Source organism: Agathobaculum butyriciproducens, from assembly GCA_003096535.1.
Classification (GTDB): domain Bacteria; phylum Bacillota; class Clostridia; order Oscillospirales; family Butyricicoccaceae; genus Agathobaculum; species Agathobaculum butyriciproducens.
In genome coordinates, this window is the sequence record QEKJ01000002.1 from 215,536 (window position 1) to 236,386 (window position 20,851).

General features: G+C 56.0%; 21 protein-coding genes and 1 rRNA gene. 20 read left to right on the top strand and 2 right to left on the bottom strand.

What is annotated here, in order from left to right; all coding sequences use genetic code 11:
- Positions 1-30: 30 nt before the first annotated feature.
- Positions 31-1,023: a biotin--[acetyl-CoA-carboxylase] ligase gene (locus C7386_RS03700; RefSeq protein ID WP_165815446.1), complete on the bottom strand. Its 993-nt coding sequence runs from the start codon at positions 1,021-1,023 to the stop codon at positions 31-33.
- A gap of 108 nt (positions 1,024-1,131) precedes the next feature.
- Here C7386_RS03700 and C7386_RS03705 point away from each other — a divergent pair, with 108 nt between their 5' ends.
- Positions 1,132-1,929: a YlmH family RNA-binding protein gene (locus tag C7386_RS03705; RefSeq protein WP_165815447.1), complete on the top strand. Its 798-nt coding sequence runs from the start codon at positions 1,132-1,134 to the stop codon at positions 1,927-1,929.
- A gap of 246 nt (positions 1,930-2,175) precedes the next feature.
- Positions 2,176-4,266: an S-layer homology domain-containing protein gene (locus tag C7386_RS03710; protein WP_116704870.1), complete on the top strand. Its 2,091-nt coding sequence runs from the start codon at positions 2,176-2,178 to the stop codon at positions 4,264-4,266.
- Positions 4,267-4,315: 49 nt separating this feature from the next.
- Here C7386_RS03710 and C7386_RS03715 read toward each other — a convergent pair whose 3' ends face one another.
- Entirely contained in the window at positions 4,316-5,626 is a 1,311-nt protein-coding gene (locus C7386_RS03715; protein ID WP_110436591.1) for an alpha-amylase family glycosyl hydrolase, read from the bottom strand.
- A 231-nt stretch (positions 5,627-5,857) separates the two neighbouring features.
- Between C7386_RS03715 and C7386_RS13385 the strand changes: the two genes are divergently transcribed.
- The 18 genes from C7386_RS13385 to C7386_RS03800 form a co-directional block, all read left to right on the top strand.
- Positions 5,858-6,097, top strand: a complete 240-nt coding sequence (locus tag C7386_RS13385) for a hypothetical protein (protein ID WP_165815448.1) — start codon at positions 5,858-5,860, stop codon at positions 6,095-6,097.
- Between the two features lie 127 nt (positions 6,098-6,224).
- Positions 6,225-6,566, top strand: a complete 342-nt coding sequence (rplS, locus tag C7386_RS03725) for a 50S ribosomal protein L19 (protein WP_110436593.1) — start codon at positions 6,225-6,227, stop codon at positions 6,564-6,566.
- A 154-nt stretch (positions 6,567-6,720) separates the two neighbouring features.
- The gene (lepB, locus tag C7386_RS03730; protein ID WP_110436594.1) at positions 6,721-7,287 is read left to right on the top strand and encodes a signal peptidase I; all 567 of its coding nucleotides are present in this window, start codon (positions 6,721-6,723) and stop codon (positions 7,285-7,287) included.
- 1 nt (position 7,288) lies between these two features.
- Entirely contained in the window at positions 7,289-8,146 is an 858-nt protein-coding gene (gene ylqF / locus C7386_RS03735) for a ribosome biogenesis GTPase YlqF (RefSeq protein WP_110436595.1), read from the top strand.
- 56 nt (positions 8,147-8,202) lie between these two features.
- Positions 8,203-8,820, top strand: a complete 618-nt coding sequence (rnhB, locus tag C7386_RS03740; RefSeq protein ID WP_116704872.1) for a ribonuclease HII — start codon at positions 8,203-8,205, stop codon at positions 8,818-8,820.
- Complete coding sequence (locus C7386_RS03745; RefSeq protein WP_116704873.1) at positions 8,817-9,167, top strand: YraN family protein; 351 nt, start codon at positions 8,817-8,819, stop codon at positions 9,165-9,167. Before rnhB ends, C7386_RS03745 begins: the two co-directional genes overlap by 4 nt.
- 2 nt (positions 9,168-9,169) lie before the next feature.
- Positions 9,170-10,132, top strand: a complete 963-nt coding sequence (locus tag C7386_RS03750) for a dipeptidase (protein WP_116704874.1) — start codon at positions 9,170-9,172, stop codon at positions 10,130-10,132.
- A gap of 100 nt (positions 10,133-10,232) precedes the next feature.
- Positions 10,233-11,726 carry a threonine synthase gene (thrC, locus tag C7386_RS03755; RefSeq protein WP_110436599.1) on the top strand — a complete coding sequence of 498 codons (1,494 nt, stop codon included), beginning with the start codon at positions 10,233-10,235 and terminating at the stop codon, positions 11,724-11,726.
- Entirely contained in the window at positions 11,726-12,427 is a 702-nt protein-coding gene (locus C7386_RS03760; RefSeq protein WP_116704875.1) for a metallophosphoesterase, read from the top strand. The genes thrC and C7386_RS03760 overlap by 1 nt, the downstream gene beginning before the upstream one ends.
- A gap of 78 nt (positions 12,428-12,505) precedes the next feature.
- Positions 12,506-13,837 (top strand): trigger factor, encoded by a 1,332-nt coding sequence (gene tig, locus C7386_RS03765; protein ID WP_116704876.1) that lies wholly within the window; start codon positions 12,506-12,508, stop codon positions 13,835-13,837.
- A gap of 165 nt (positions 13,838-14,002) precedes the next feature.
- Positions 14,003-14,584, top strand: a complete 582-nt coding sequence (clpP, locus tag C7386_RS03770) for an ATP-dependent Clp endopeptidase proteolytic subunit ClpP (RefSeq protein WP_110436602.1) — start codon at positions 14,003-14,005, stop codon at positions 14,582-14,584.
- A 53-nt stretch (positions 14,585-14,637) separates the two neighbouring features.
- Positions 14,638-15,954, top strand: a complete 1,317-nt coding sequence (clpX, locus tag C7386_RS03775) for an ATP-dependent Clp protease ATP-binding subunit ClpX (protein WP_110436603.1) — start codon at positions 14,638-14,640, stop codon at positions 15,952-15,954.
- Positions 15,955-16,086: 132 nt separating this feature from the next.
- The gene (gene lon, locus C7386_RS03780; protein ID WP_110436604.1) at positions 16,087-18,501 is read left to right on the top strand and encodes an endopeptidase La; all 2,415 of its coding nucleotides are present in this window, start codon (positions 16,087-16,089) and stop codon (positions 18,499-18,501) included.
- A 7-nt stretch (positions 18,502-18,508) separates the two neighbouring features.
- The gene (gene yihA / locus C7386_RS03785; protein ID WP_110437214.1) at positions 18,509-19,114 is read left to right on the top strand and encodes a ribosome biogenesis GTP-binding protein YihA/YsxC; all 606 of its coding nucleotides are present in this window, start codon (positions 18,509-18,511) and stop codon (positions 19,112-19,114) included.
- The gene (locus C7386_RS03790) at positions 19,115-19,507 is read left to right on the top strand and encodes a hypothetical protein (protein WP_110436605.1); all 393 of its coding nucleotides are present in this window, start codon (positions 19,115-19,117) and stop codon (positions 19,505-19,507) included. It begins immediately after the preceding gene.
- A 159-nt stretch (positions 19,508-19,666) separates the two neighbouring features.
- Complete coding sequence (locus C7386_RS03795; RefSeq protein WP_110436606.1) at positions 19,667-19,990, top strand: SCP2 sterol-binding domain-containing protein; 324 nt, start codon at positions 19,667-19,669, stop codon at positions 19,988-19,990.
- A 106-nt stretch (positions 19,991-20,096) separates the two neighbouring features.
- The gene (locus C7386_RS13670; protein ID WP_256129151.1) at positions 20,097-20,222 is read left to right on the top strand and encodes a hypothetical protein; all 126 of its coding nucleotides are present in this window, start codon (positions 20,097-20,099) and stop codon (positions 20,220-20,222) included.
- Positions 20,223-20,648: 426 nt separating this feature from the next.
- A 16S ribosomal RNA gene (locus tag C7386_RS03800) occupies positions 20,649-20,851 on the top strand; the annotation flags it as partial.

The window sequence follows — 20,851 nt, forward strand, 5'->3', positions numbered from 1 at the left end:
TCTCCTTATATATAATGTATAAAATGCGATTTACAGTCGGATGCTGATCTCGCCCGAGGACAGGGCATTCACCTGTCCGTCCGCGGTTTTCACCAGCAGATGTGCATTCTCGTCCAGTCCGATGCACTCGGCTTCGTAGCGGCCTGCCGGACTGCTGACCGTCACCGGACGGTCGATGCAGCAAAGCCGTTCGCGGTACTGCTCGAGCAGCTCGGGTTCCTTGCCTTGCTCGAGCAGCAGGTACACATCCTCGAAGTGGTTGAGGACAGCGGCGGCCAGTTCGGCTCTGCGGGGCGGCTTGCCGAAGTCACTGATGGCACCCGCGACCGCCTGTACTTCCTCGGGCCACGCCGGATTGGGCTGCAGATTGATGCCGATGCCGACCACAAGCGAGCTTACCGTGCCGGTTTCGCCCTCGATGGTCGCTTCCGTGAGGATGCCGCACAGCTTGCGTCCGTTCATCAGCACGTCGTTCACCCATTTGATCTGCGGCGTGAAGCCTGCAGTCTGCTCAATGGCGCGCACGACCGCGATCGCCGCCGAAATGGTGACGAACGACAGATGCGACAGCGGCAGTGTCGGATGCAGCAGAATGGTCATGTACACGCCGGTGTCGGCAGGGGAGACGAACGTGCGGCCGAGCCGTCCGCGTCCGCCGGTCTGCTCCTCGGCAAACAGCGTGAAGCCGTGCGTTCTGCCGAGATACTGCTCCTTCATCGTTGTGTTGGACGAGGTGAGCGACGGCTCGACCAGGATTTCGCGTCCGATGACCGCGGTATCGAGCAGTGCGTCAATGCCTGCGGCGGTCAGGCTGTCGTCATCCGAGGCCAGGCGATAGCCTTCTCCGGTCACGGCGTCAATGGCAAGGCCGCTCTCGCGCAGTGCGGCGATCGCCTTGTGCACCGCCGCACGGGATACGCCAAGCTGCTCGGCCAGCCGTCCGCCGGAAAGACGGGTGCCTCGTGCCTGTTCGAGTGCCTGCAAAACGGCGTCCTTCACGGTCAATTCGATCATCTCCATCATTAAAATGCTAATCTCTATTGTAAACGAAAAAAGAAGATAGTACAATACTATCATGCAAAACAATAGGCGGCATAACGGAAAATCTATGCCGCAATGGAGGAAAATACCTTGAAGACCAAGCAAGAGATCCTGACCGCGCTTGCACACAGCGGCGACGATAAGCTGCTGCTGGCAGGACTGCTCGACAAGGAGCAGACGTGTGAGCAGCGCGGTTATCTGACCCATACCAAGTTCCTCGACCTCAAGCAGCGGGCGCTGTGCACGGATGCGGTGCGCCTTGCCGGAGCGACCGGTCATGCGCTGTTCTGGGGCGGCTATGAGGACGCGGAACGCGGGATTTATCTGTTTTATCCGGATTACATGGATGCCGAGAGCGCAAAGCTGTCCGCGCCGCTGGCGCTGCTGCGCGCCCGCAAGCGCCGGGAGGACACGCTCACGCACCGCGACTACCTCGGTTCGCTGATGGGCCTGCAGATCGACCGTTCGGTGGTCGGTGACATTCTCGTGCACGAGGAAGGAGCAGACATCATCGTGCTCGAGGATATGGCGGAGTTCATCCTCATGCACTTCGCCAAAGCGGGCCGCAAGCAGCTTTCGCTGACACGCGAGGACCTCAGCGACCTGAAGTACGCGGCAGTCGAGGAAAAACGGGGGACCGGTTCGGTGGCGTCTCCGCGTCTGGACAGCGTAGCCGCTCTGATTTTTGGTCTGCCGCGCAAGGACGCACAGGCGCGGATCGAGAAGGGACTGGTGTTCGTCAATAACACACCCTGCATGAAGCCGGAGCACCAGATTACGGAAGGCGACCGTCTGACCGTGCGCGGCGTCGGCCGTGCGCGCGTGGAGGCGTTCGGCGGTACGAGCCGTAAAGGACGAATTTTCCTCGAATATGTCCGAAATGCGTAAACATTGGCAGAATGTGTCCGGCAAAGCCTGTTGTCAAGCGGGTTTGTCTATGTTATACTTTAGGCAATACCAAACGATTAAAGCTGCGGCGCTTTACGGAAATTTTGTGTCCTGATGTCGTTGTGATTTTTTGCAATACCTCGTATTGCTGCAAAACCACGCCTAATCAGTACGCAAAATTTGCTCGTAAATCGCTCTTGTTCAATCATTTGGTATTGCCTGTAACCCACATACGAGGTGTATCTTATGAAAAAACGCTTACTATCTGCTTTCCTGTGTGCAGCGATGCTGGCAACGATGATACCGGCAGCGTTTGCCTCCGATCTGGACGGACACTGGAGCAAAAACTTTATCGAATATCTGGATGATGAGGGCATCATCAATCCGAGTGCGACCACCGGCAAGTACGAGCCGGAGCGCAAGGTCACTCGTGCGGAGTTCATGCGCTATGTCAACCGTGCGTTTCACTTTACGGAGAAGGCAAGCATTTCGTACAGCGATGTGCAGTCCAACTCGTGGTACTACGATACGGTGCGCATTGCCGAGAAGTACGGCTACATTAACGGCACCGGCAACGGCAGGATGAATCCGGAGGGGTATGTCACCCGTGAGCAGGCGGCGGTTATCCTCGGACGGCTGTACAAGGCCAATCCGGGCAATGTAAAACCGGCAAACCTGTCGTTTAAGGATAAGGCGCAGGTTGCGACGTGGTCGGCGGGCTACGTCAAGGCGGCTGTGGACAAGGGCATTATCACCGGCTACAAGGATAATACCTTCAAGCCGACCAAGGTTATCACCCGCGCAGAGCTGGCGAAGATCCTGTACTATTACCTTGGAACCTCGCTTTCGACGGCCGGCAAAGCCTATACCGGCTCCGACCTCAAGAGCGATACCGCGAACGTCACCATCTCGGAAAGCTGCACGCTGTCCGATGCGACGATCGACGGCGATCTGTACCTGACCGAAGGTCTTGCCTCGGATGCGGTACAGCTGAATGACGTGTACGTCAAGGGTACGATCATCGTAGCCGGCGGCACGGTAACAATGACGAATACAATGAGCGACCACATCGTTGTGTCCTCGCCTATGGGTCGCCTGCTGCAGGTTACTGCGGCAGGCGCCGCTCGTTTTCCGAACACGGAGGTCCGCAGCACAGCGGTGCTCTACGAGAAAAAGCTGACCACCCCAGGCTATGAAGGCTTCGCGGATGTAAAAATAAACGGCGATAAGAAGGTTTCGCTGACGCTGGATGCGGATATCAATCATCTGGAGTTGGATACCGAATCCACGGTTTCCACCACCGCGAATGCGTCGGTCTACCGCATGACCGCCAGCAAGCCTGCGTCTGTCACCGGCTATGGCACGATTTATCAGGCGGAGATCAAGAGCAGCGGCGTGAGTTTTGCCAGCAGCGTGCGGGTCTCCGGCTACACGATCGCAAACGGCGTGACCGCCACCGCAGGCGGACAGACGCTCACGGGCAGCGTGACGGCGGCTGTTTCGCCGGAAAGCATAGCGGTCGATTTGAATAACCTCTCTGCACTGGGCAAAAATGTTGCGGTCACCGTGCCGAACGGTCTGAAAATTGAGAAAATCGAGAGTAACGGTGCAGTCCTCGCCGCAGGCACGGACTATACGCAGACCTCGACCGGAGCCGCCATCAGCGCGGACTGGCTGGGCAGGCTGCCGCGCGGAAGCTACAAGCTGACGCTGATGCTCTCGGACGGTAAAACGGCGGTAATCGCCATTGCGGTTACCGATTCTTCGGTGAGCGAAAATGTGCAGAATGCGTCTTTTGACCGCTATTACAAGTCGGAAAAGTACGCGGATGTGCACACACGTCTGAGCGGCGCCAATACCTCGGAGGATATCCGGGATGTGGTGCTCGGTCTGTCGAGCATCGACTACACGTTCGATTCCTCGACGCGTTCGCTCATCCTGCCGCGCGGTGTGCTGGCGCAGCTTCGAGCGGGCAGCTACACCATCAGCGTTGAGCTGAAAAACGGCAAGACCGAGGCGTTTACCCTGACCGTGAGCGATTCCGCACCGAACGGCGAAAGCTGGGCGGTCGAGGAGTACAACACGTTCTCGCCGAGCGAACCGAAGTTCACGCTGCCGCTGACGCGCACAAGCGTGCGTATGGTGACTGTGCAGAACAACGGCGTGACCGAAGCACTCAACGCAGGCAGCGATTACACGATCAGCGGTCAGACGCTGACGCTGAAAAAGTCTGCGCTCGAGCGTTACCGCAAGGACGGTACGGCTGTCGTATTCAGCGCCGATCTGGCGGACGGCACGGCGTATGCCCTCGTTATCGACTATGTAAAGCGCAAATAAGATAGAAAAAGACCTTGAAACCTGAGTTTCAAGGTCTTTTTTGTTTGCTTTATCGCTCACACTTCCAGAAGTAAGCCGAGTACGGAGGCAATTCGCTGCCGCCGCCGAAGTCGTGCATTTCTCCGGTAATGAGGTCCACAGCACGGCCGCAGCGCGCGTCAAAGTGTGCGTGGTACGGCTGCTCGTCGATATTTACGGCAACGAGCACTCGTTCGCCGTCTGTCTCGCGCTCCCAGATGCACTGCTTGTTGGTGAGCACAAGCTGCTTGAAGCCGCCGTAGCAGAGCGCGCGGCTTTCGCGGTGCGCCTTCGCCATTGCGGTGATACGGGCGGTCAGGTCGTTCACGATCGGCTGCTCGAACGAGGGGCGCAGAGCGTCATCGCCGTCCTGCTTTTTGCCCTCGGCGCCCCATTCGCTGCCGTAGTAGATGCACGGAATGCCGGGCATGCCGAACAGCAGCGCATAGATCAGCGGCAGATGCGCCGGATTCTGCAGGATGGACGCAACGCGCGTCACATCGTGGTTATCCACAAACGAAAGCAGGTGCTTGCCTTTATACAGCGTCCAGTTTTCCGGACCGAACTGGCGCAGCAGCGAATGCGTGATCTCAAACAGGTTGAAGCTGTTCATCGAGGAATACAGACCCTTGTAGCACTCGTAATTCGTGCAGGAGTGCAGCATGCCGTCTCCGACAAACTGATTGTAATCGCCGTGGAGCAGCTCGCCGACGAGGAAAAAGTCGGGCGAGAGCGAGTCACAGAATCCGCGCAGCGCACGGATGAAATCCTTGTCGAGACAGTACGCCACGTCCAGCCGCAGACCGTCAATGCCGAATTCGTCCTTCCACTGCCGAATACACTCGAAAATGTGGTGCTGCACATCCGGATGGCGCAGATTGAGCTTTACCAGCTCAAAATGACCTTCCCAGCCCTCGTACCAGAAGCCGTCATTGTAGTTTGAATTGCCGTCAAAGGAGATGTGGAACCAGTCCTTGTAGGGGGAATCCCATTTTTTCTCCTGCACATCCTTGAACGCCCAGAAACCTCGTCCGACATGATTGAATACGCCATCCAGCACAACTTTGATGCCGTGCTCGTGCAGCGTTTTGCAGACGGCGGCGAAATCCTCGTTGGTGCCGAGACGGCAGTCCACCTTGCGGAAATCGCGGGTGTCGTAGCCGTGGCTGTCGGATTCAAAAATCGGGGAGAAGTACACGGCATTGCAGCCGAGCGACGCGATATGCTCCGCCCAGTCGCTGACCTTGCGGATGCGCGGAACGGTCACGCCGTCGTTTACGCGCGGCGCACCGCAGAAGCCGATGGGATAGATCTGATAAAATACGCTTTCGTATGCCCACATGAAAAACACTCCTTTACAGCGGGTGGTATTTTCAGTATAATAAAAGTGAACAAGAAATGCAAGCAGTTTGTGATAAAAATTATGCAAGGTGGCGATAAAATGCGAAAAATTTCTTATGCTGCGGGATTGGGGATTTGTCTGCTTTTATGCGCCTGCAGTCAGCAAAAGCCGATTAGATTGCTTGCTGACGCAGAAATTGTGTCCACAGACAGCCAAAATCAAACAATCACTGTGCGGGATGCGGGAGAGACGACTGTATTCGGCGAGCATGGCACGGCAGACTGCTCGAAAGCAGCGCTTTCTGCTTACAATTCCGACTCCGGCAAAACGCAGGAAATCGGCTTTGAGGACCTGCAGGTGGGAGATTACGTTGTCATCGGCTTTTATGAAAACGAGAAGGCGCAGGCACAGACCGAGACCGTGCACGCCGAGTCTGTCGAGCGAATGAGACAAAAATCTGCGCAGGATTGAAAAAACACTTGCAATCCGCCACATGATATGATATTATAGTCAAGTAACAATGAACACGGGCATTCCTCTGCTCATTTATGGGTTTACGATGCGGCAAGAATGTCTAAGACGAAAGGAAGACTAAAAAATGGATCTCGTTAAAGTCCTGTCCGAGCAGCAGCTCAAGAGCGATCTGCCCACTCTGAAGATCGGCGACACCGTTAAGGTACACGCAAAGATCAAGGAGGGCAACCGCGAGCGTATTCAGGTATTCGAAGGCATCATCATTGCTAAGAAGCACGCTGGCGTAAACCAGACCGTAACCGTTCGCCGCATTTCTTACGGCGTAGGCGTAGAGAAGACCTTCCCGGTACATTCCCCGAACGTTGCTAAGTTCGAGGTTGTTCGCAGCGGTAAGGTTCGCCGTGCTAAGCTGTACTACCTGCGCGGCCGCGTAGGCAAGGCTGCCAAGATCGCAGAGAAGGTTTAATTTCAAGGCAATACTGCTTGCAGTATCACCTTAGTAAAAACCAAACACATGAAACGGGGAGCTTTTGCTCTCCGTTTTTTGTTTTCACTTGCGCATACGCTGTATTATCGCTATAATAATATTGTATGCTATCTTTTTGATGGAGGAAATCATAATGCAGCAAACCGAAAATAAAAAGAGTGAGGGACGCTTCTCGAGCGAGCTGTTCGGCTGGGGCGAATCCCTGATGGCGGTTCTGGTGTTCTTCGTGGTCGTATTCACGTTTTTCGTGCGCCTGATCGGCGTGGACGGCATGAGCATGTACCCGACCCTCGAGGATCACAGCATCATGCTGGTAAGCAACCTGAACTATACGCCCGAGCGCGGAGACGTTGTCGTGCTGCGCAAGGAGGGTTTTTACAACAATCAGCCGATCGTCAAGCGCATCATTGCGACCGGCGGCGATACGGTGGACATTGATCCCGTAACCGGCGACGTGAGCGTCAACGGCGAGGTTCTCGATGAGCCGTATATCAACGAAACGATCGATGTACTCGAGCATATGGGCGATCTGACCTATCCGCAGACCGTGCCGGAGGGCTGCGTGTTCGTCATGGGCGACAACCGCAACGCCTCTACTGACAGCCGCGACAGCCGTCTCGGCATGGTGGATGAGCGCTACATCCTCGGTCATGTGCAGAGCGTGGTTTTCCCAATCAGCGATTTTGGAACGGTGAAGTAATATGAACATTCAATGGTATCCCGGACATATGACAAAGACCCGCCGGCAGATGGCGGAGTATATCAAGCAGGTGGATGCGGTTTGTGAGGTCGTGGACGCACGCATTCCGCAGGTGTCCCGCAACCCGGATATGGATGAGATCGCGGCAGGCAAGCCGCGCATGATGATCCTTAACCGCATCGACCTGGCCGACCCGAACATGACGGCTGTCTGGGCGAAGCATTTCCGTGAGCAGGGCATGGCGGTCATCCAGACCGACAGCCGCAGCGGCAATGGTACGCAGGCGTTCTCCGGCGCGGTTCGCACGCTGCTGGCGGACAAGATCGCCCAGTGGAACGAGAAGGGTCTGGTCGGCAAGTCCGTGCGCGTGATGGTCGTCGGCATCCCGAATGTGGGCAAATCCACGTTCATCAACCGCATTCTCGGCAGAAAATCCGCCAAGGCGGCGGATCGTCCGGGCGTGACGCGCGGCAGCCAGTGGTTCCGCGTGGAGAGCGGCATTGACCTGCTCGACACCCCGGGCATCCTGTGGCCCAAGTTCGACGATGAGCGCGTCGGTATTCTGCTGGCGTGCACGGGTGCGATCAAGGACGATATTCTGGATGTTGAGACACTCGGCTGCAAGCTGATGGAGCTGCTTGCAGAACAGGCGCCGCAGACCATCATCGACCGCTACAGCATCGCCATCCCGGAGGAGGAGTGCGATTTCCTCGGTTATGAGCTGCTGCAGCAGGCGGGCAGGCGCCGCGGTTTCCTGCTGCGCGGCGGTGAGATCGACACCGAGCGCATGGCGCGCATCCTGCTTGATGAGTTCCGCGGCGGTGTTCTCGGCCGCATTACGCTCGAGAAGCCGGAATAAACCAACATTTCGAGGGCGAACCGCAGTGTTCGCCCTTGGTTTTAGGAGAGACAAACATGACTTGGGAATACGAAGAAAAAGCATGGGCGAACGGTTACGACTCGGTGTGCGGCGTGGATGAGGCCGGACGCGGTCCGGTCGCCGGACCGGTGTGCGCTGCTGCGGTCATCCTGCCCGCCGGAATCGTCATCGAGGGACTGAACGACTCGAAAAAGCTCAGCGAAAAGAAGCGTGAGAAGCTGTTCGACGAAATCACGGAAAACGCGCTTGCGTGGTCGGTTTCGCTCGTGGACGAGCGGGTGATCGACGAGATCAACATCCTGCAGGCGACTTACCGCGCGATGAAGCAGGCGGTGGACGGTCTGACACGCCCGGCGGATTTTGTCTATGTGGACGGCAATCGCTCGCAGGGACTCGAGCAGCCGCACGAGTGCGTGGTCTCCGGCGATGCAAAAATCCCGTCTGTTGCGGCAGCGTCCATCATCGCCAAGGTAACGCGAGACCGCCTGATGCGCCAGTTCGCCGAGCAGTACCCGCAGTACGGCTTTGAAAAGCACAAGGGCTACGAGACTAAGGCGCACGATGAGGCATTGCTCGAACACGGCCCATGCCCGATCCACCGGATGACCTTCCTCAAGAAATTTTACGAAAAGCATCCGGATGCACCGCGATGAAGGGCGCGTGGGGTGAAAAAGCGGCTCGGCTGTACCTCGAAAAGCGCGGCTGGCACACGGCCGCGACGAATTTCCGCACCCGGTTCGGTGAGATTGACATTATTGCGGAGAACGCACAGTATGTTATCTTTGCGGAGGTCAAGACGCGCAAAAACGCTCGCTACGGTCTGGCGTGTGAAGCCGTCACACCGGCCAAGCAGGCGAAGATCATCGCCGCTGCACAGGCGTGGCTGCAGGAGCACCCGACCGAAAAGCAGCCGCGGTTTGACGTGATCGAGGTTTACGGCGAGGAAAACGCATCGGTTCCGCCGCGCATCAACCATCTGGAAAACGCCTTTGGAGGGTGAGTATGAAGCTGTTTGATCTGCACTGTGACACCATCTATGAGTGCTGCGAGACAGGAAAACACCTGCGGGAGAACGATTTACATATCAATTATGCAGCAGCGCACAGGTATCAGCCGTATGTACAGTTTTTTGCGCTGTTCTGCGGCGCGAGACAGCCGTATTCGCCGGAAACGCGCGACTGTCTGCTCGATACGCCCGCCGATGAGCGGTTCGACCGCATGCTGACGACTGCCAGACGCGAGTTTGCCGCCAACGCCGACTGGCTGACGTTCTGCCGTTCGGCGGCGGATATCCGCGCGGCGGTGGAGGCGGGAAAGGCGGCGGCGCTGCTCTCTATCGAGGGCGCGGAGCTGCTGCCCGACCGGCCGGACGCGCTCGACTATGTTTACGACGCCGGTGTGCGTCTTATCACGCTGACGTGGAATTACCGCAGCCGCTACGGCTGCTCATCCGCCGTGGATCAGAACGAGGGTCTGACCGAGCTGGGAAAGCAGCTGGTCTGTGACTGCGGCGAGAAGGGGATACTCGTTGATGTATCGCACCTGTCCGACCGCGGGTTCTGGGACGTGTGCGAGGCAACCGACCGTCCGTTTGTTGCGACGCACAGCGATTCGCGGGTTCTGTGCCGCAACTCGCGCAACCTGACCGACGAGCAGTTCGCTGAGATTGCAAACCGCAGGGGACTGGTCGGCGTCAACCTGTACACGCCGTTCCTCGTGCGGCAGAGCGATTCGGTGATTGATGACGCCATCGACCACATCGAGCGTTTCATCGGCATGTACGGCGAGAAGGTGGTCGCGCTCGGCTGTGACTTTGACGGCTGCGATACCCTGCCGATCGGCATTGACGGTCTGGCGGATATGTATCGTCTGGCAGACCGCATGTTGACGCTTGGCTACAAGCAGGAAACGGTCGATGGGCTGTTTTATGACAACGCATTCAACTTTATGCAGAAAATGTTGTGACAGGACGGCGGAATTTCCACGGAATTGCCTATTGCCCAAACATACATATTTGCTATACAATAGAAGAAGCAATCAAAACCACTGCGGAGGTTGTAAAAATATGGATTATGTAAGCACAAGAAATAAGGAGCGCAAGGTTTCCGCGGCATACGCCATCGCCAACGGTATCGCACCGGACGGCGGCCTGTACTGCCCGACCGCGTTTCCCGCGCTTACCGACGCGGATTGGAAAACGCTTGCGGAGAGCGATTACAAGGGCCGCTCGGCGCTCATTCTCGGCAAGTTCCTGACCGACTTCACGGCGGAGGAGCTGGCGGACTTTGCGTCCAAGGCTTACGCCGATGAGAAGTTCGGCGGCGCAGATACTGCACCGGTGGTAAAGCTGGGCGAGGGCAAGAACCTGCTCGAGCTGTGGCACGGTCCGACCTGCGCGTTCAAGGATATGGCGCTGCAGATGCTGCCGCACCTGCTCACCGCGTCCCTGCGCAAGACCGGCGAGACCCGTACCGCCTGCATTCTGGTCGCTACCTCGGGGGATACCGGCAAGGCAGCGCTCGACGGCTTCCACGATGTACCGGGCACCAAGATCATGGTGTACTATCCGGTGGACGGCGTATCACCCATGCAGAAGCTGCAGATGGTAACGCAGGAAGGCAGAAACGTCGAGGTTGTAGCCATCCGCGGCAACTTTGACGATGCACAGAGTGCGGTAAAGCGCATCTTCACCGATGAGGATACCCGCGCAGCGCTCGACAAGGACGGCATGATGCTGTCCTCGGCAAACTCCATCAACTGGGGCCGTCTGGCGCCGCAGATCGCGTACTACGTTTCCGCGTACTGCGATATGGTTGCCGCAGGCACCATTGCACAGGGCGACAAGATCAACGTCTGCGTACCGACGGGCAACTTCGGCAACATCCTTGCGGCGTACATCGCCAAGAAGATGGGTCTGCCGGTCAACAAGTTCATCTGCGCGTCCAACCGCAACAACGTGCTGACCGACTTCTTCAAGAAGGGCGGCGAGTACAACCGCAACCGCGATTTCTTCACCACCACGTCGCCGTCGATGGACATCCTGATTTCGTCCAACCTCGAGCGTCTGCTGTTCTTCGCTTCCGACTTCAACGACAAGCTGGTCGCAGAGCTGATGGGCAAGCTGAATACCGAGGGCAGCTACAAGGTAGCCGAGGATGTATTTGCCAAGATCGAGGCTGAGTTCGACGCAGGCTGCTGCGACGACAGTCATGCAGCTGATACCATCAACAAGCTGTGGAAGGACGAGAACTACCTGTGCGATACGCACACCGCAGTTGCCGTTCGTGTATACGAGGACTACCGCGCCCGCACCGGCGACGAAACGCCGACCGTGATCGCGTCCACCGCGTCTCCGTTCAAGTTCTGCCGCTCGGTTATCGAGGCGCTCGGCGGTACGCTCGAGAACGACGACGTTACCCAGCTGGAGGTGCTCTCTCAGCTGACGGGTGTACCGGCACCCGCTCCGCTTGCCGCTCTGGCAGGCAAAACACCGCGCTTTGACCGCGTGGTAGACAAGGCCGACATTCTGTCCACCGTCGGTCTGCTCAAGGATCTGTAATGGCGCTTTATACGCTTGCTGATCTGCACCTTGCCGCCGATGTAGCCAAGCCGATGGATATTTTCGGCGGCCGGTGGCAGGGGCACACGGAAAAGATCATCAAAAACTGGCGTGCGCTTGTTGCGCCGGAGGACACCATTGTTTTGGGCGGGGATATTTCGTGGGGCATCAACCTTGCGGAAGCGAAAGGCGATTTTGCGCTGATCGACTCGCTGCCGGGCAAAAAGATCATTTTGAAGGGCAACCACGATCTGTGGTGGGAAACCGCCTCCAAAATGCACCGTTTCTTAGATGAAAACGGATTTACTACCATTGATTTTCTACATAACAACTGTTTTTTCTATGAAAAGACCGCGCTGTGCGGCACGCGCGGCTGGCCCTTTGAGGAGGACTTCGCCGACCCGCACAACGAGAAGATCTTCAAGCGCGAGCTGCTGCGGCTCGAGGCATCGCTGAAGCTCGGCGCTGCCGCAGATCCGGAGGAGATACTCTGTTTCCTGCATTATCCGCCGCTTTACGCGTCCTACCGCTGCGGTGAGATCATCGAACTGCTGCATAAGTACGGTGTAAAGCGCTGTATTTACGGACATTTGCATGGAAAAAGCCTGAGTCATGCCGTAACAGGTGAGCAGGAAGGAATTGAATGGAAGCTCGTCTCCGGAGATTTTGTGGATTTTATCCCGATTTTTCTGAAAAAATAGAAAAAACTATGGAAATTCTCAAAATAATCTGGTAGAATGATTTAGATACAATCGAAAGTAAGTAAGGAGATTGGCAACATGGAACTGAAAAACACTGAAAAGCAGGAGCACAGCGTCGTTGCTCTGACTATCGAGATCACCAAGGCTGAGTTTGAAGCAGCTAAGGACAAGGCATTCAAGAAGACCGGCAAGAACATCACCGTTCCGGGCTTCCGCAAGGGCAAGGCACCGCGCAAGATGATCGAGAAGCTGTACGGCGAAGGCGTGTTCTTTGAAGAAGCTTTCAATATCATTTACCCGGACGCTATGGAAATGGCTGTTGAGAAGTCTGGCATCAAGCCGGTCGGCCGTGCAGACGTTGACCTGGGCGACCCGGCAGAAGAGGGCGGCCTGACCATCATCGCCAAGGTACCGGTTGAGCCGGAAGTTGAGCTCGGCGAGTACAAGGGCATCGAGGTTGAGAAGGAGACCGTTAAGGTTCTGCAGGCTGACGTTAAGGCAGAGCTGAACCGCATGGCTCAGCGCAATGCCCGCACCGAGACCGTAGAGCGCAAGGCTAAGAAGAACGATACCGTTGACATCGACTTCGAGGGCTTCGTAGACGGCGTTCCGTTCGAGGGCGGCAAGGCAGAGCATCACGAGCTGACTCTGGGCTCCGGCGCATTCATCCCGGGCTTCGAGGATCAGCTGATCGGCTGCAAGGCCGGCGACGAGAAGGACGTAGTTGTTACCTTCCCGGAGGAGTACCACGCTAAGGAGCTGGCAGGCAAGGAAGCTACCTTCAAGTGCAAGGTACACAAGGTTGAGGAGACCATCCTGCCGGAGATCGACGACGAGTTCGCTAAGGACGTTTCCGACACCTGCGAGACCCTCGACGATCTGAAGAAGGAGATCACCGAGCGCCTGAAGGCAGAGCGTCAGGAAGCTGCTGACAACGCTTTCGAGGAGAAGGTTCTGGACGCTGTAATCGACGGCATGAAGGCTGACATTCCGGCTGCTATGATCGACTCCCAGGTTGACACCATTGTACAGGACTTCGGCTACCGCCTGCAGATGCAGGGCATGGGCCTCGAGCAGTACCTCAAGATGACCGGCACTGAGATGGGCGCATTCCGCGCAATGTTCAAGGATCAGGCAGAGCGTCAGGTTAAGACCCGTCTGGCACTGCAGAAGGTTGTTGAACTGGAAGGCATTACTGTTTCCGATAAGGAGCTTGAGGAAGAGTATGCTAAGATGGCAGAGCAGTACAAGATGGAAGTTGAGAAGGTTAAGGCCATCGTTTCCAAGGAAGCTCTGGAGGGCGATCTGAAGATCTCGAACGCGCTCGAGTTCATCAAGAAGAACGCCAAGGTTAAGAAGGCAGCAAAGAAGAAGGCTGCTGAGGAGACCACCGAGGAGACCGCAGAGTAATTTCTGCTGATTCCCCAAAGCGCGCAAACAACAGCAAACCAAACGCTTAGCGTTGGTTCATAAGAAAAGCGCGAGCGACGCTCGCGCTTTTTCACCTATATTCAAGGAGGACAAAATCTGCGCTTTTTCGCAGCTTATCCGCCTTGCTGAAAGGAGTTTTCCCAAGTGAGTTTAGTCCCTATGGTCGTAGAGCAGACCGGCCGCGGTGAGCGTTCGTTTGATATTTACTCCCGCCTGCTGAATGACCGCATTATCATGCTGTGCGATGAAGTAAACGACACGACCGCTTCTCTGGTCGTGGCTCAGCTGCTTTATCTGGAAGCACAGGACCCGGATAAGGATATTTCGCTGTATATCAACAGCCCCGGCGGCTCCGTAACCGCAGGCATGGCGATTTACGACACCATGAACTATATCAAGTGCGATGTTTCGACCATCTGCATCGGCATGGCGGCTTCCATGGGCGCGTTCCTGCTGTCCTCGGGCGCCAAGGGCAAGCGCTACGCGCTGCCGAATGCCGAGATCATGATCCATCAGCCGTCCGCCGGCACGCAGGGTCAGATCACTGATATGGCGATCCACCTGAAGCGCCTTGAGATCATCAAGAAGCGCATGAACAAGATCCTGTCCGAAAATACCGGCAAGTCGGTTGAGACCGTGACGGCTGACTGCGAGCGCGATAACTTCATGACCGCGGACGAGGCTGTTGCATATGGCCTGATCGACAAGGTGTTCGATAAGCACTAAGGCAATTCTGCATTGTCGTAATTGTAATTTTTTTCGTAGTATAGAGGTGGCATATGCCGAATTATGATGATGGAAAAGAACTGAAATGCTCGTTCTGCGGCAAGCCGCAGAGCCGCGTGCGCAAGCTGATCGCAGGACCGAACGTGTATATCTGCGATGAGTGTATCGGCGTATGCACCAGCATTCTGGATGACGAGCTGGACCTCATGCCGGAGTACGAGCCACAGAGCCATGCACTCGAAAAGCCCGAGCACCTGCCGACACCGCAGGAGCTGAAAAAGGTGCTCGATGAGTACGTTATTGGTCAGGATCGTGCGAAGATTGCCCTTTCGGTTGCGGTTTACAACCACTACAAGCGCATCTACCATCCGGAGACCGAGGTAGAGCTGCAGAAGTCCAACATCCTGATGCTGGGTCCGTCCGGCTCGGGCAAGACGCTGCTGGCGCAGACGCTGGCCAAGACTCTGCAGGTTCCGTTCGCGATCGCGGACGCGACTACGCTGACCGAGGCCGGTTACGTCGGTGAGGATGTCGAGAACATTCTGCTGCGACTGATCCAGGCGGCGGACTTTGATGTGGAGCTGGCAGAGCACGGCATTATCTACGTCGATGAGATCGACAAGATCGCCCGCAAGAGCGAAAACCCGTCCATCACCCGCGATGTTTCGGGTGAGGGCGTACAGCAGGCACTGCTGAAAATGCTCGAGGGCACGGTTGCCAACGTACCGCCGCAGGGCGGCCGCAAGCATCCGCATCAGGAGTTCATTCAGATCGACACGACCAATATTCTGTTTATCTGCGGCGGTGCATTCGACGGTATCGAGGGTATCATCCAGAAGCGCACCGGTAAGCAGGGTATGGGCTTTGGTTCTGAGGTAAAGGGAAAGGAAGACGAGCAGACCGACCGTCTGCTGGCCAAGATCGAGCCGCATGACCTGATGAAGTTCGGTCTGATCCCCGAGCTGATCGGTCGTCTGCCGGCCATCGTTTCGCTCGATACGCTGGATAAGGACGCACTCGTCCGCATCCTGCAGGAGCCGAAGAACGCACTGGTCAAGCAGTACGAAACGCTGTTCGCAATGGACGGCGTAGAGCTGAAGTTCCAGCCGGAGGCGCTGGAGCGTGTGGCTGAGGTCGCACTCGAGCGCAAAACGGGTGCCCGCGGTCTGCGCGGCGTGCTGGAGAACGTGATGACCGACATCATGTTCCGCATTCCGTCCGACGAGACCGTTTGCCGCGTGGAGATCACGCCGGGCGTTGTGGACGGTACCGGTGAGCCGGTTGTCGAGCACGGCGAACGCACGGCTGTTCCAGCGGAAAAGAAGCCGCCGAAAAAGGCTTCGCGCAGAAAGCCGACCAAGAGCGCATAATCAATCAAAACCAATACGGGCGGGGAACGAGATTCCCGCCCGTATTTTTAACGTTCAACGCCTTTACAAACCCCGGAAGATATACTATACTGAAACTAATAGACAATTTTCCGTGCAAGGAGAAACGAATATATGACAGAGCTTAACGGAATCGTCCTCAGCCGCCTGCCGGTGCTGCCGCTGCGCGGACTGACGGCGTTCCCTAATATGATCGTCCACTTTGATGTGGGCAGAATGATGTCGATTCGCGCACTGGAAGCGGCAATGAAGAACGGACAGACCATCTTCCTGACCGCGCAGCGCGAACTCAAAACCGATACGCCGACGCCGAGCGACCTGTACCAGATCGGCACGATCTGCCAGATTCGCCAGATCCTGCGTCTGCCGGGCGATAATATCCGCGTGCTGGTCGAGGGCAAGACCCGTGCACTCGCGCACAACTTTATCGCCGCCGAAAAGGACGAGGACTGCATGTATGCCGAGGTTGAGGAACTCGAGGACTACGTTTACGGCGTGACCGAACGCCGCGCACAGGCACTTGTGCGCACCGCGCAGGAGCGCTTCAGCGAGTACGCACAGTATGCGTCCCGCCTGTCGCCCGATGTGGAGCTGACCGTAGCCGAGGGCGGCGATCCGGGTTATCTGGCAGACTATATCGCCCAGAATATTCCGGTCGATGTGGCAGCCAAGCAGGAGATCCTCGAAGAGCTTGGCATTACCCGCCGCCTGGTGATGGTGATCCGCATGCTCGGTGAGGAGACCGAGGTCCTCAAGATCGAAAACGAGATTCAGGACGAGCTCAAGACCCAGATCGATAAAAACCAGAAGGAATACTACCTGCGCGAGCAGATCAAGGTCATTCAGACTGAGCTCGGCGAGCAGGACGTAGCCGCAGAAGCGGAAAGCTACCGCACGCGTGTGCTCGACCTCAAGCTGCCGAAGGAGTGCGAGGACAAGCTCATCCGTGAGGTGGACCGCTTTGCCAAGCTGAGCGGCTCGACGGCCGAGCAGGGTGTCGTGCGTACTTATCTGGATACCGTGCTCGACCTGCCGTGGAATAAGAAGAGCGAGGAACGTCATGATCTCGCGGAAGCGCAGGCGATCCTCGACCGCGACCACTATGGCATGGAGAAGGTCAAGGAACGCATTATGGAGTTCCTTGCCGTCAAGAGCCTTGCGCCCGACCTCAAGGGACAGGTGCTGTGTCTGGTCGGCCCTCCGGGTGTCGGCAAGACCTCGATTGCCAAGTCCGTTGCAGAGGCCATGGGCCGCAATTACACGCGCATGAGCCTCGGCGGTGTGCGTGACGAGGCGGATATCCGCGGTCACCGCAAGACCTACATCGGCGCAATGCCGGGCCGTATTATGGATGCGCTGCGCCGTGCCGGTACGTCCAACCCGCTCATCCTGCTCGACGAGATCGACAAGATGGGCAACGACTTCCGCGGCGATCCGGCGTCGGCGATGCTCGAAGTGCTGGACACCGAGCAGAATGTTGCCTTCCGCGATCACTACATCGAACTGCCGTTTGATCTGTCCGACGTGGTATTCCTGACGACTGCGAACGATCTTTCGACTGTTCCGCGTCCGCTGCTCGACCGTATGGAGGTTATCGAGCTGCCGTCCTACACGGCGGAGGAAAAGCGCTTGATCGCACGCCGTCATCTGCTGTCCAAGCAGATGAAGAAGCACGGCCTGAGCGAAAATCAGCTGATCGTGGACGATGAAACGCTTGATGCGATCATCAGCGGCTACACCCGTGAAGCAGGCGTGCGCCGGCTGGAACAGGTGCTCGCCAAGCTGTGCCGCAAGGCGGCCAAGCATATCGCGGACGGTGACGAAGGCCTGACCGCAACCAAGGAGAACCTCGAGGAGCTGCTCGGCACGGCGACCTTCAAGGACGATCTGGTCAGCAAGAAGGACGAGGTCGGCATTGTAAACGGTCTCGCGTGGACGAGTGTCGGCGGTGAAATGCTCGAGGTTGAGGTGGCAGTCGTGCCGGGCACCGGCAAGATCGAAATCACCGGCAATCTCGGCACGGTCATGCAGGAGAGCGCAAAGGCGGCTGTGACGTTCGTGCGCTCCAAGGCAGAGTCGCTGAACATCGACCCGATGTTCTACAAGGACAACGATCTGCACATTCACTTCCCGGAGGCAGCGATTCCGAAGGACGGCCCGTCCGCAGGCGTGACGATCACCACGGCGCTGATTTCGGCATTGACCGGCGCGCCGGTTCGTCACGAGGTTGCCATGACCGGCGAGGTAACGCTGCGCGGCCGCGTGCTGCCGATCGGCGGTCTGCGCGAGAAAACCATGGCGGCGTACCGTGCGGGCATCAAGACCGTGTGCATTCCGAAGGACAACGAGAGCGATTTGAAGGACATCGTGCCGGTCGTTCGGGAAAACATCAACTTTGTCATTGCGGAGCACATGGACACGGTGGTGGAGACCGCGATCGACTTTTCGCGCCGTCCTAAGCAGAAAAAACGCAAGTCCGCACCGGTAAAGCGTGCAGCGGACACGGCATCGACAACGGTGGTACAATAATATGGAAATGAAGAAACCAAATTTGCATAACGCGGAATTTCTGCGCTCGGCGGTCAAGGAAAGCGATTTTCCGCATGACCCGCTGCCGCAGATCGTGTTTGCGGGCAAATCCAACGTGGGCAAAAGCTCGGTCATCAACAAGCTGCTGAACCGCAAGAACTTTGCGCGTGTCAGCGCACAGCCGGGCAAGACCATTCACATCAACTATTTCACGATCGACAAGGCAATGTATCTGGTCGATCTTCCGGGCTACGGCTACGCGCGCGTTTCTAAGGCTGAGCAGCAGCGGTGGGGTGCTCTGATGGAGACCTACTTTGCAATGGATCTGTTGACGCTGGGTATCCAGATCGTGGACATTCGTCACAAGCCGACGCGCGACGATATGACGATGGCGGAGTGGTTCCGCGCATCCGGTAAGCCGTGGGTGATTATCGCCAATAAGCTGGATAAGATCAAGAAGAGCCAGCTTGAGGGCAATATCGCGGAGATCCGTCAGACGCTGCTCCTGCCGGAGGAAGTGCCGGTCATTCCGTTCTCGGCAGAGAAGGGATTCGGTCGTGATGAGGTGCTCGACCTGATTTTCGAGCACGTTTGCGGAAAGGAAGAGGCATAAATGGATTTTTTCCGCCGTTTTATGGCAGGCCGCTACGGCAGCGACCCGCTCAATAACGCGCTGCTCATTCTCGGCATTGCACTCATTATCGTGGCGCGCATTCTCGGCTGGGCGTGGATGAACGTATTTATTCTCGCATTGCTGTGCCTGTGCTATTTCCGCATGTTCTCGCGCAATATTCAGGCGCGGTATGCGGAGAATGAAAAGTTTATGAGATGGTGGCGTCCGGTATCGAACAGGATTCGCGGTGCACAGGGCCGTTTCGCTGACCGTAAGACACACTGCTATTTCAAGTGCCCGGAGTGCGGTCAGCGCCTGCGCGTGCCAAAGGGCAAGGGAAAGATTATGATTACCTGCCCGCATTGTCACATCAAATTCGACCGAAAGACCTGAAATTAACTGTTGATTACTGTTCAATTTACAAAGCGGCTGTGCATTAAAAATTGCACAGCCGTTTCATTACGGTTTCACGGCTAAATCACCAAAATTATCCTTGCTTTTTCTTGCATATGTTGTATAATAAAGATAGAAAATAGAGCAGGGGTGAGTCCGATGGATATTGATCAGCTGATTGGAAAGTTTTACAACAGATTAAAGAAGGCAGATATTGCCGGCACGGAAGGCAAGGTTGCGGTGCAGTTTAATCTTACGGGCAAGATTACGGGTGTATTCTACATCGAAATCCTGAACGGCAATGTGTCCGTTATGCCGTATGAGTATATTGACCACGATGCAATCGTTTCCGGTTCGATGACGAATCTGGAGAAGATGCTTACCGGCAAGCTGGTTCCGCAGGTTGCTATCGCTGAGGGCAAGATCAAGGTGGAAGGCAACGTGGATAAGGTTATGCTGCTGGCAGAACTGATGAAGAAATGATGCAAAGCTGCATAGAGGAAGACCCGCCGTACTTTCAGGCGGGTCTTTTATGTAAAAGCATTCGAAGCGGTACATGCTGTAGTTATACAAGGAGAAATGCTCAAAAATGAATAAAAAACAGAAAAAAGCCAAACTGACACTGGATATTATTGCGTGTGCGCTGTCAGCGGTCAGCGCAGGACTGTCGATTGCGGCTTTCGTAATTAGTCTTGTGAGGAGAAACGAGAAATAAATGTCGGATAGGGACGAAAAAACTCTTGACATTTGATCTGGGATTTGGTATTCTATTAAAGCTGTCTCTGAGAGACGGGCGCAAAACCGAAAAGTTTGATTTAGAACGGCTTGATTCTTCAAAAAAGAATTTGAAAAAAGTTCTTGACAAACGCTTCTAGTTTTGATATACTAAATAAGCTGTTGATGAGCAGTTAAGAACAACGAAAAGTTGTGAAAACTCTTTGAAAACAGCAGATTGTACCTTGTAAATTAAACAACGATGTGCTTAAACTTTTGTTCGATATGAACAAGGTTGTAGTGCGAACCTGAAATTTCGAGAGTTTTTTACTCTTGGTAAATCGCTGGAAGTCACAACTCCAGTTAAAATAAAGTGACACGTCAGACTCTAAAGTCGATTTTAAGAACTTCGGTTCTTTAAATACAATTTTTAGAGAGTTTGATCCTGGCTCAGGATGAACGCTGGCGGCGTGCCTAACACATGCAAGTCGAACGGAACTATTTTGGAAACTCCTTCGGGAGCGGAATCTTTAGTTTAGTGGCGGACGGGTGAGTAACGCGTGAGCAATCTGCCTTTAAGAGGGGGATAACAGTCGGAAACGGCTGCTAATACCGCATAAAGCATCAAAT

What these genes read in the sequence shown, in the direction of transcription:
- C7386_RS03795 (WP_110436606.1), top strand. Translation starts at nt 19,667, where the DNA reads ATGGATATTGATCAGCTGATTGGAAAGTTTTACAACAGATTAAAGAAG.
- yihA (WP_110437214.1), top strand. Translation starts at nt 18,509, where the DNA reads ATGAAGAAACCAAATTTGCATAACGCGGAATTTCTGCGCTCGGCGGTC.
- lon (WP_110436604.1), top strand. Translation starts at nt 16,087, where the DNA reads ATGACAGAGCTTAACGGAATCGTCCTCAGCCGCCTGCCGGTGCTGCCG.
- C7386_RS03715 (WP_110436591.1), bottom strand. Translation starts at nt 5,626, where the DNA reads ATGTGGGCATACGAAAGCGTATTTTATCAGATCTATCCCATCGGCTTC.
- tig (WP_116704876.1), top strand. Translation starts at nt 12,506, where the DNA reads ATGGAACTGAAAAACACTGAAAAGCAGGAGCACAGCGTCGTTGCTCTG.
- rplS (WP_110436593.1), top strand. Translation starts at nt 6,225, where the DNA reads ATGGATCTCGTTAAAGTCCTGTCCGAGCAGCAGCTCAAGAGCGATCTG.
- rnhB (WP_116704872.1), top strand. Translation starts at nt 8,203, where the DNA reads ATGACTTGGGAATACGAAGAAAAAGCATGGGCGAACGGTTACGACTCG.
- lepB (WP_110436594.1), top strand. Translation starts at nt 6,721, where the DNA reads ATGCAGCAAACCGAAAATAAAAAGAGTGAGGGACGCTTCTCGAGCGAG.
- thrC (WP_110436599.1), top strand. Translation starts at nt 10,233, where the DNA reads ATGGATTATGTAAGCACAAGAAATAAGGAGCGCAAGGTTTCCGCGGCA.
- ylqF (WP_110436595.1), top strand. Translation starts at nt 7,289, where the DNA reads ATGAACATTCAATGGTATCCCGGACATATGACAAAGACCCGCCGGCAG.
- C7386_RS03710 (WP_116704870.1), top strand. Translation starts at nt 2,176, where the DNA reads ATGAAAAAACGCTTACTATCTGCTTTCCTGTGTGCAGCGATGCTGGCA.
- C7386_RS03760 (WP_116704875.1), top strand. Translation starts at nt 11,726, where the DNA reads ATGGCGCTTTATACGCTTGCTGATCTGCACCTTGCCGCCGATGTAGCC.
- C7386_RS03745 (WP_116704873.1), top strand. Translation starts at nt 8,817, where the DNA reads ATGAAGGGCGCGTGGGGTGAAAAAGCGGCTCGGCTGTACCTCGAAAAG.
- clpX (WP_110436603.1), top strand. Translation starts at nt 14,638, where the DNA reads ATGCCGAATTATGATGATGGAAAAGAACTGAAATGCTCGTTCTGCGGC.
- C7386_RS03700 (WP_165815446.1), bottom strand. Translation starts at nt 1,023, where the DNA reads ATGATGGAGATGATCGAATTGACCGTGAAGGACGCCGTTTTGCAGGCA.
- C7386_RS03790 (WP_110436605.1), top strand. Translation starts at nt 19,115, where the DNA reads ATGGATTTTTTCCGCCGTTTTATGGCAGGCCGCTACGGCAGCGACCCG.
- C7386_RS13670 (WP_256129151.1), top strand. Translation starts at nt 20,097, where the DNA reads ATGAATAAAAAACAGAAAAAAGCCAAACTGACACTGGATATTATTGCG.
- C7386_RS03750 (WP_116704874.1), top strand. Translation starts at nt 9,170, where the DNA reads ATGAAGCTGTTTGATCTGCACTGTGACACCATCTATGAGTGCTGCGAG.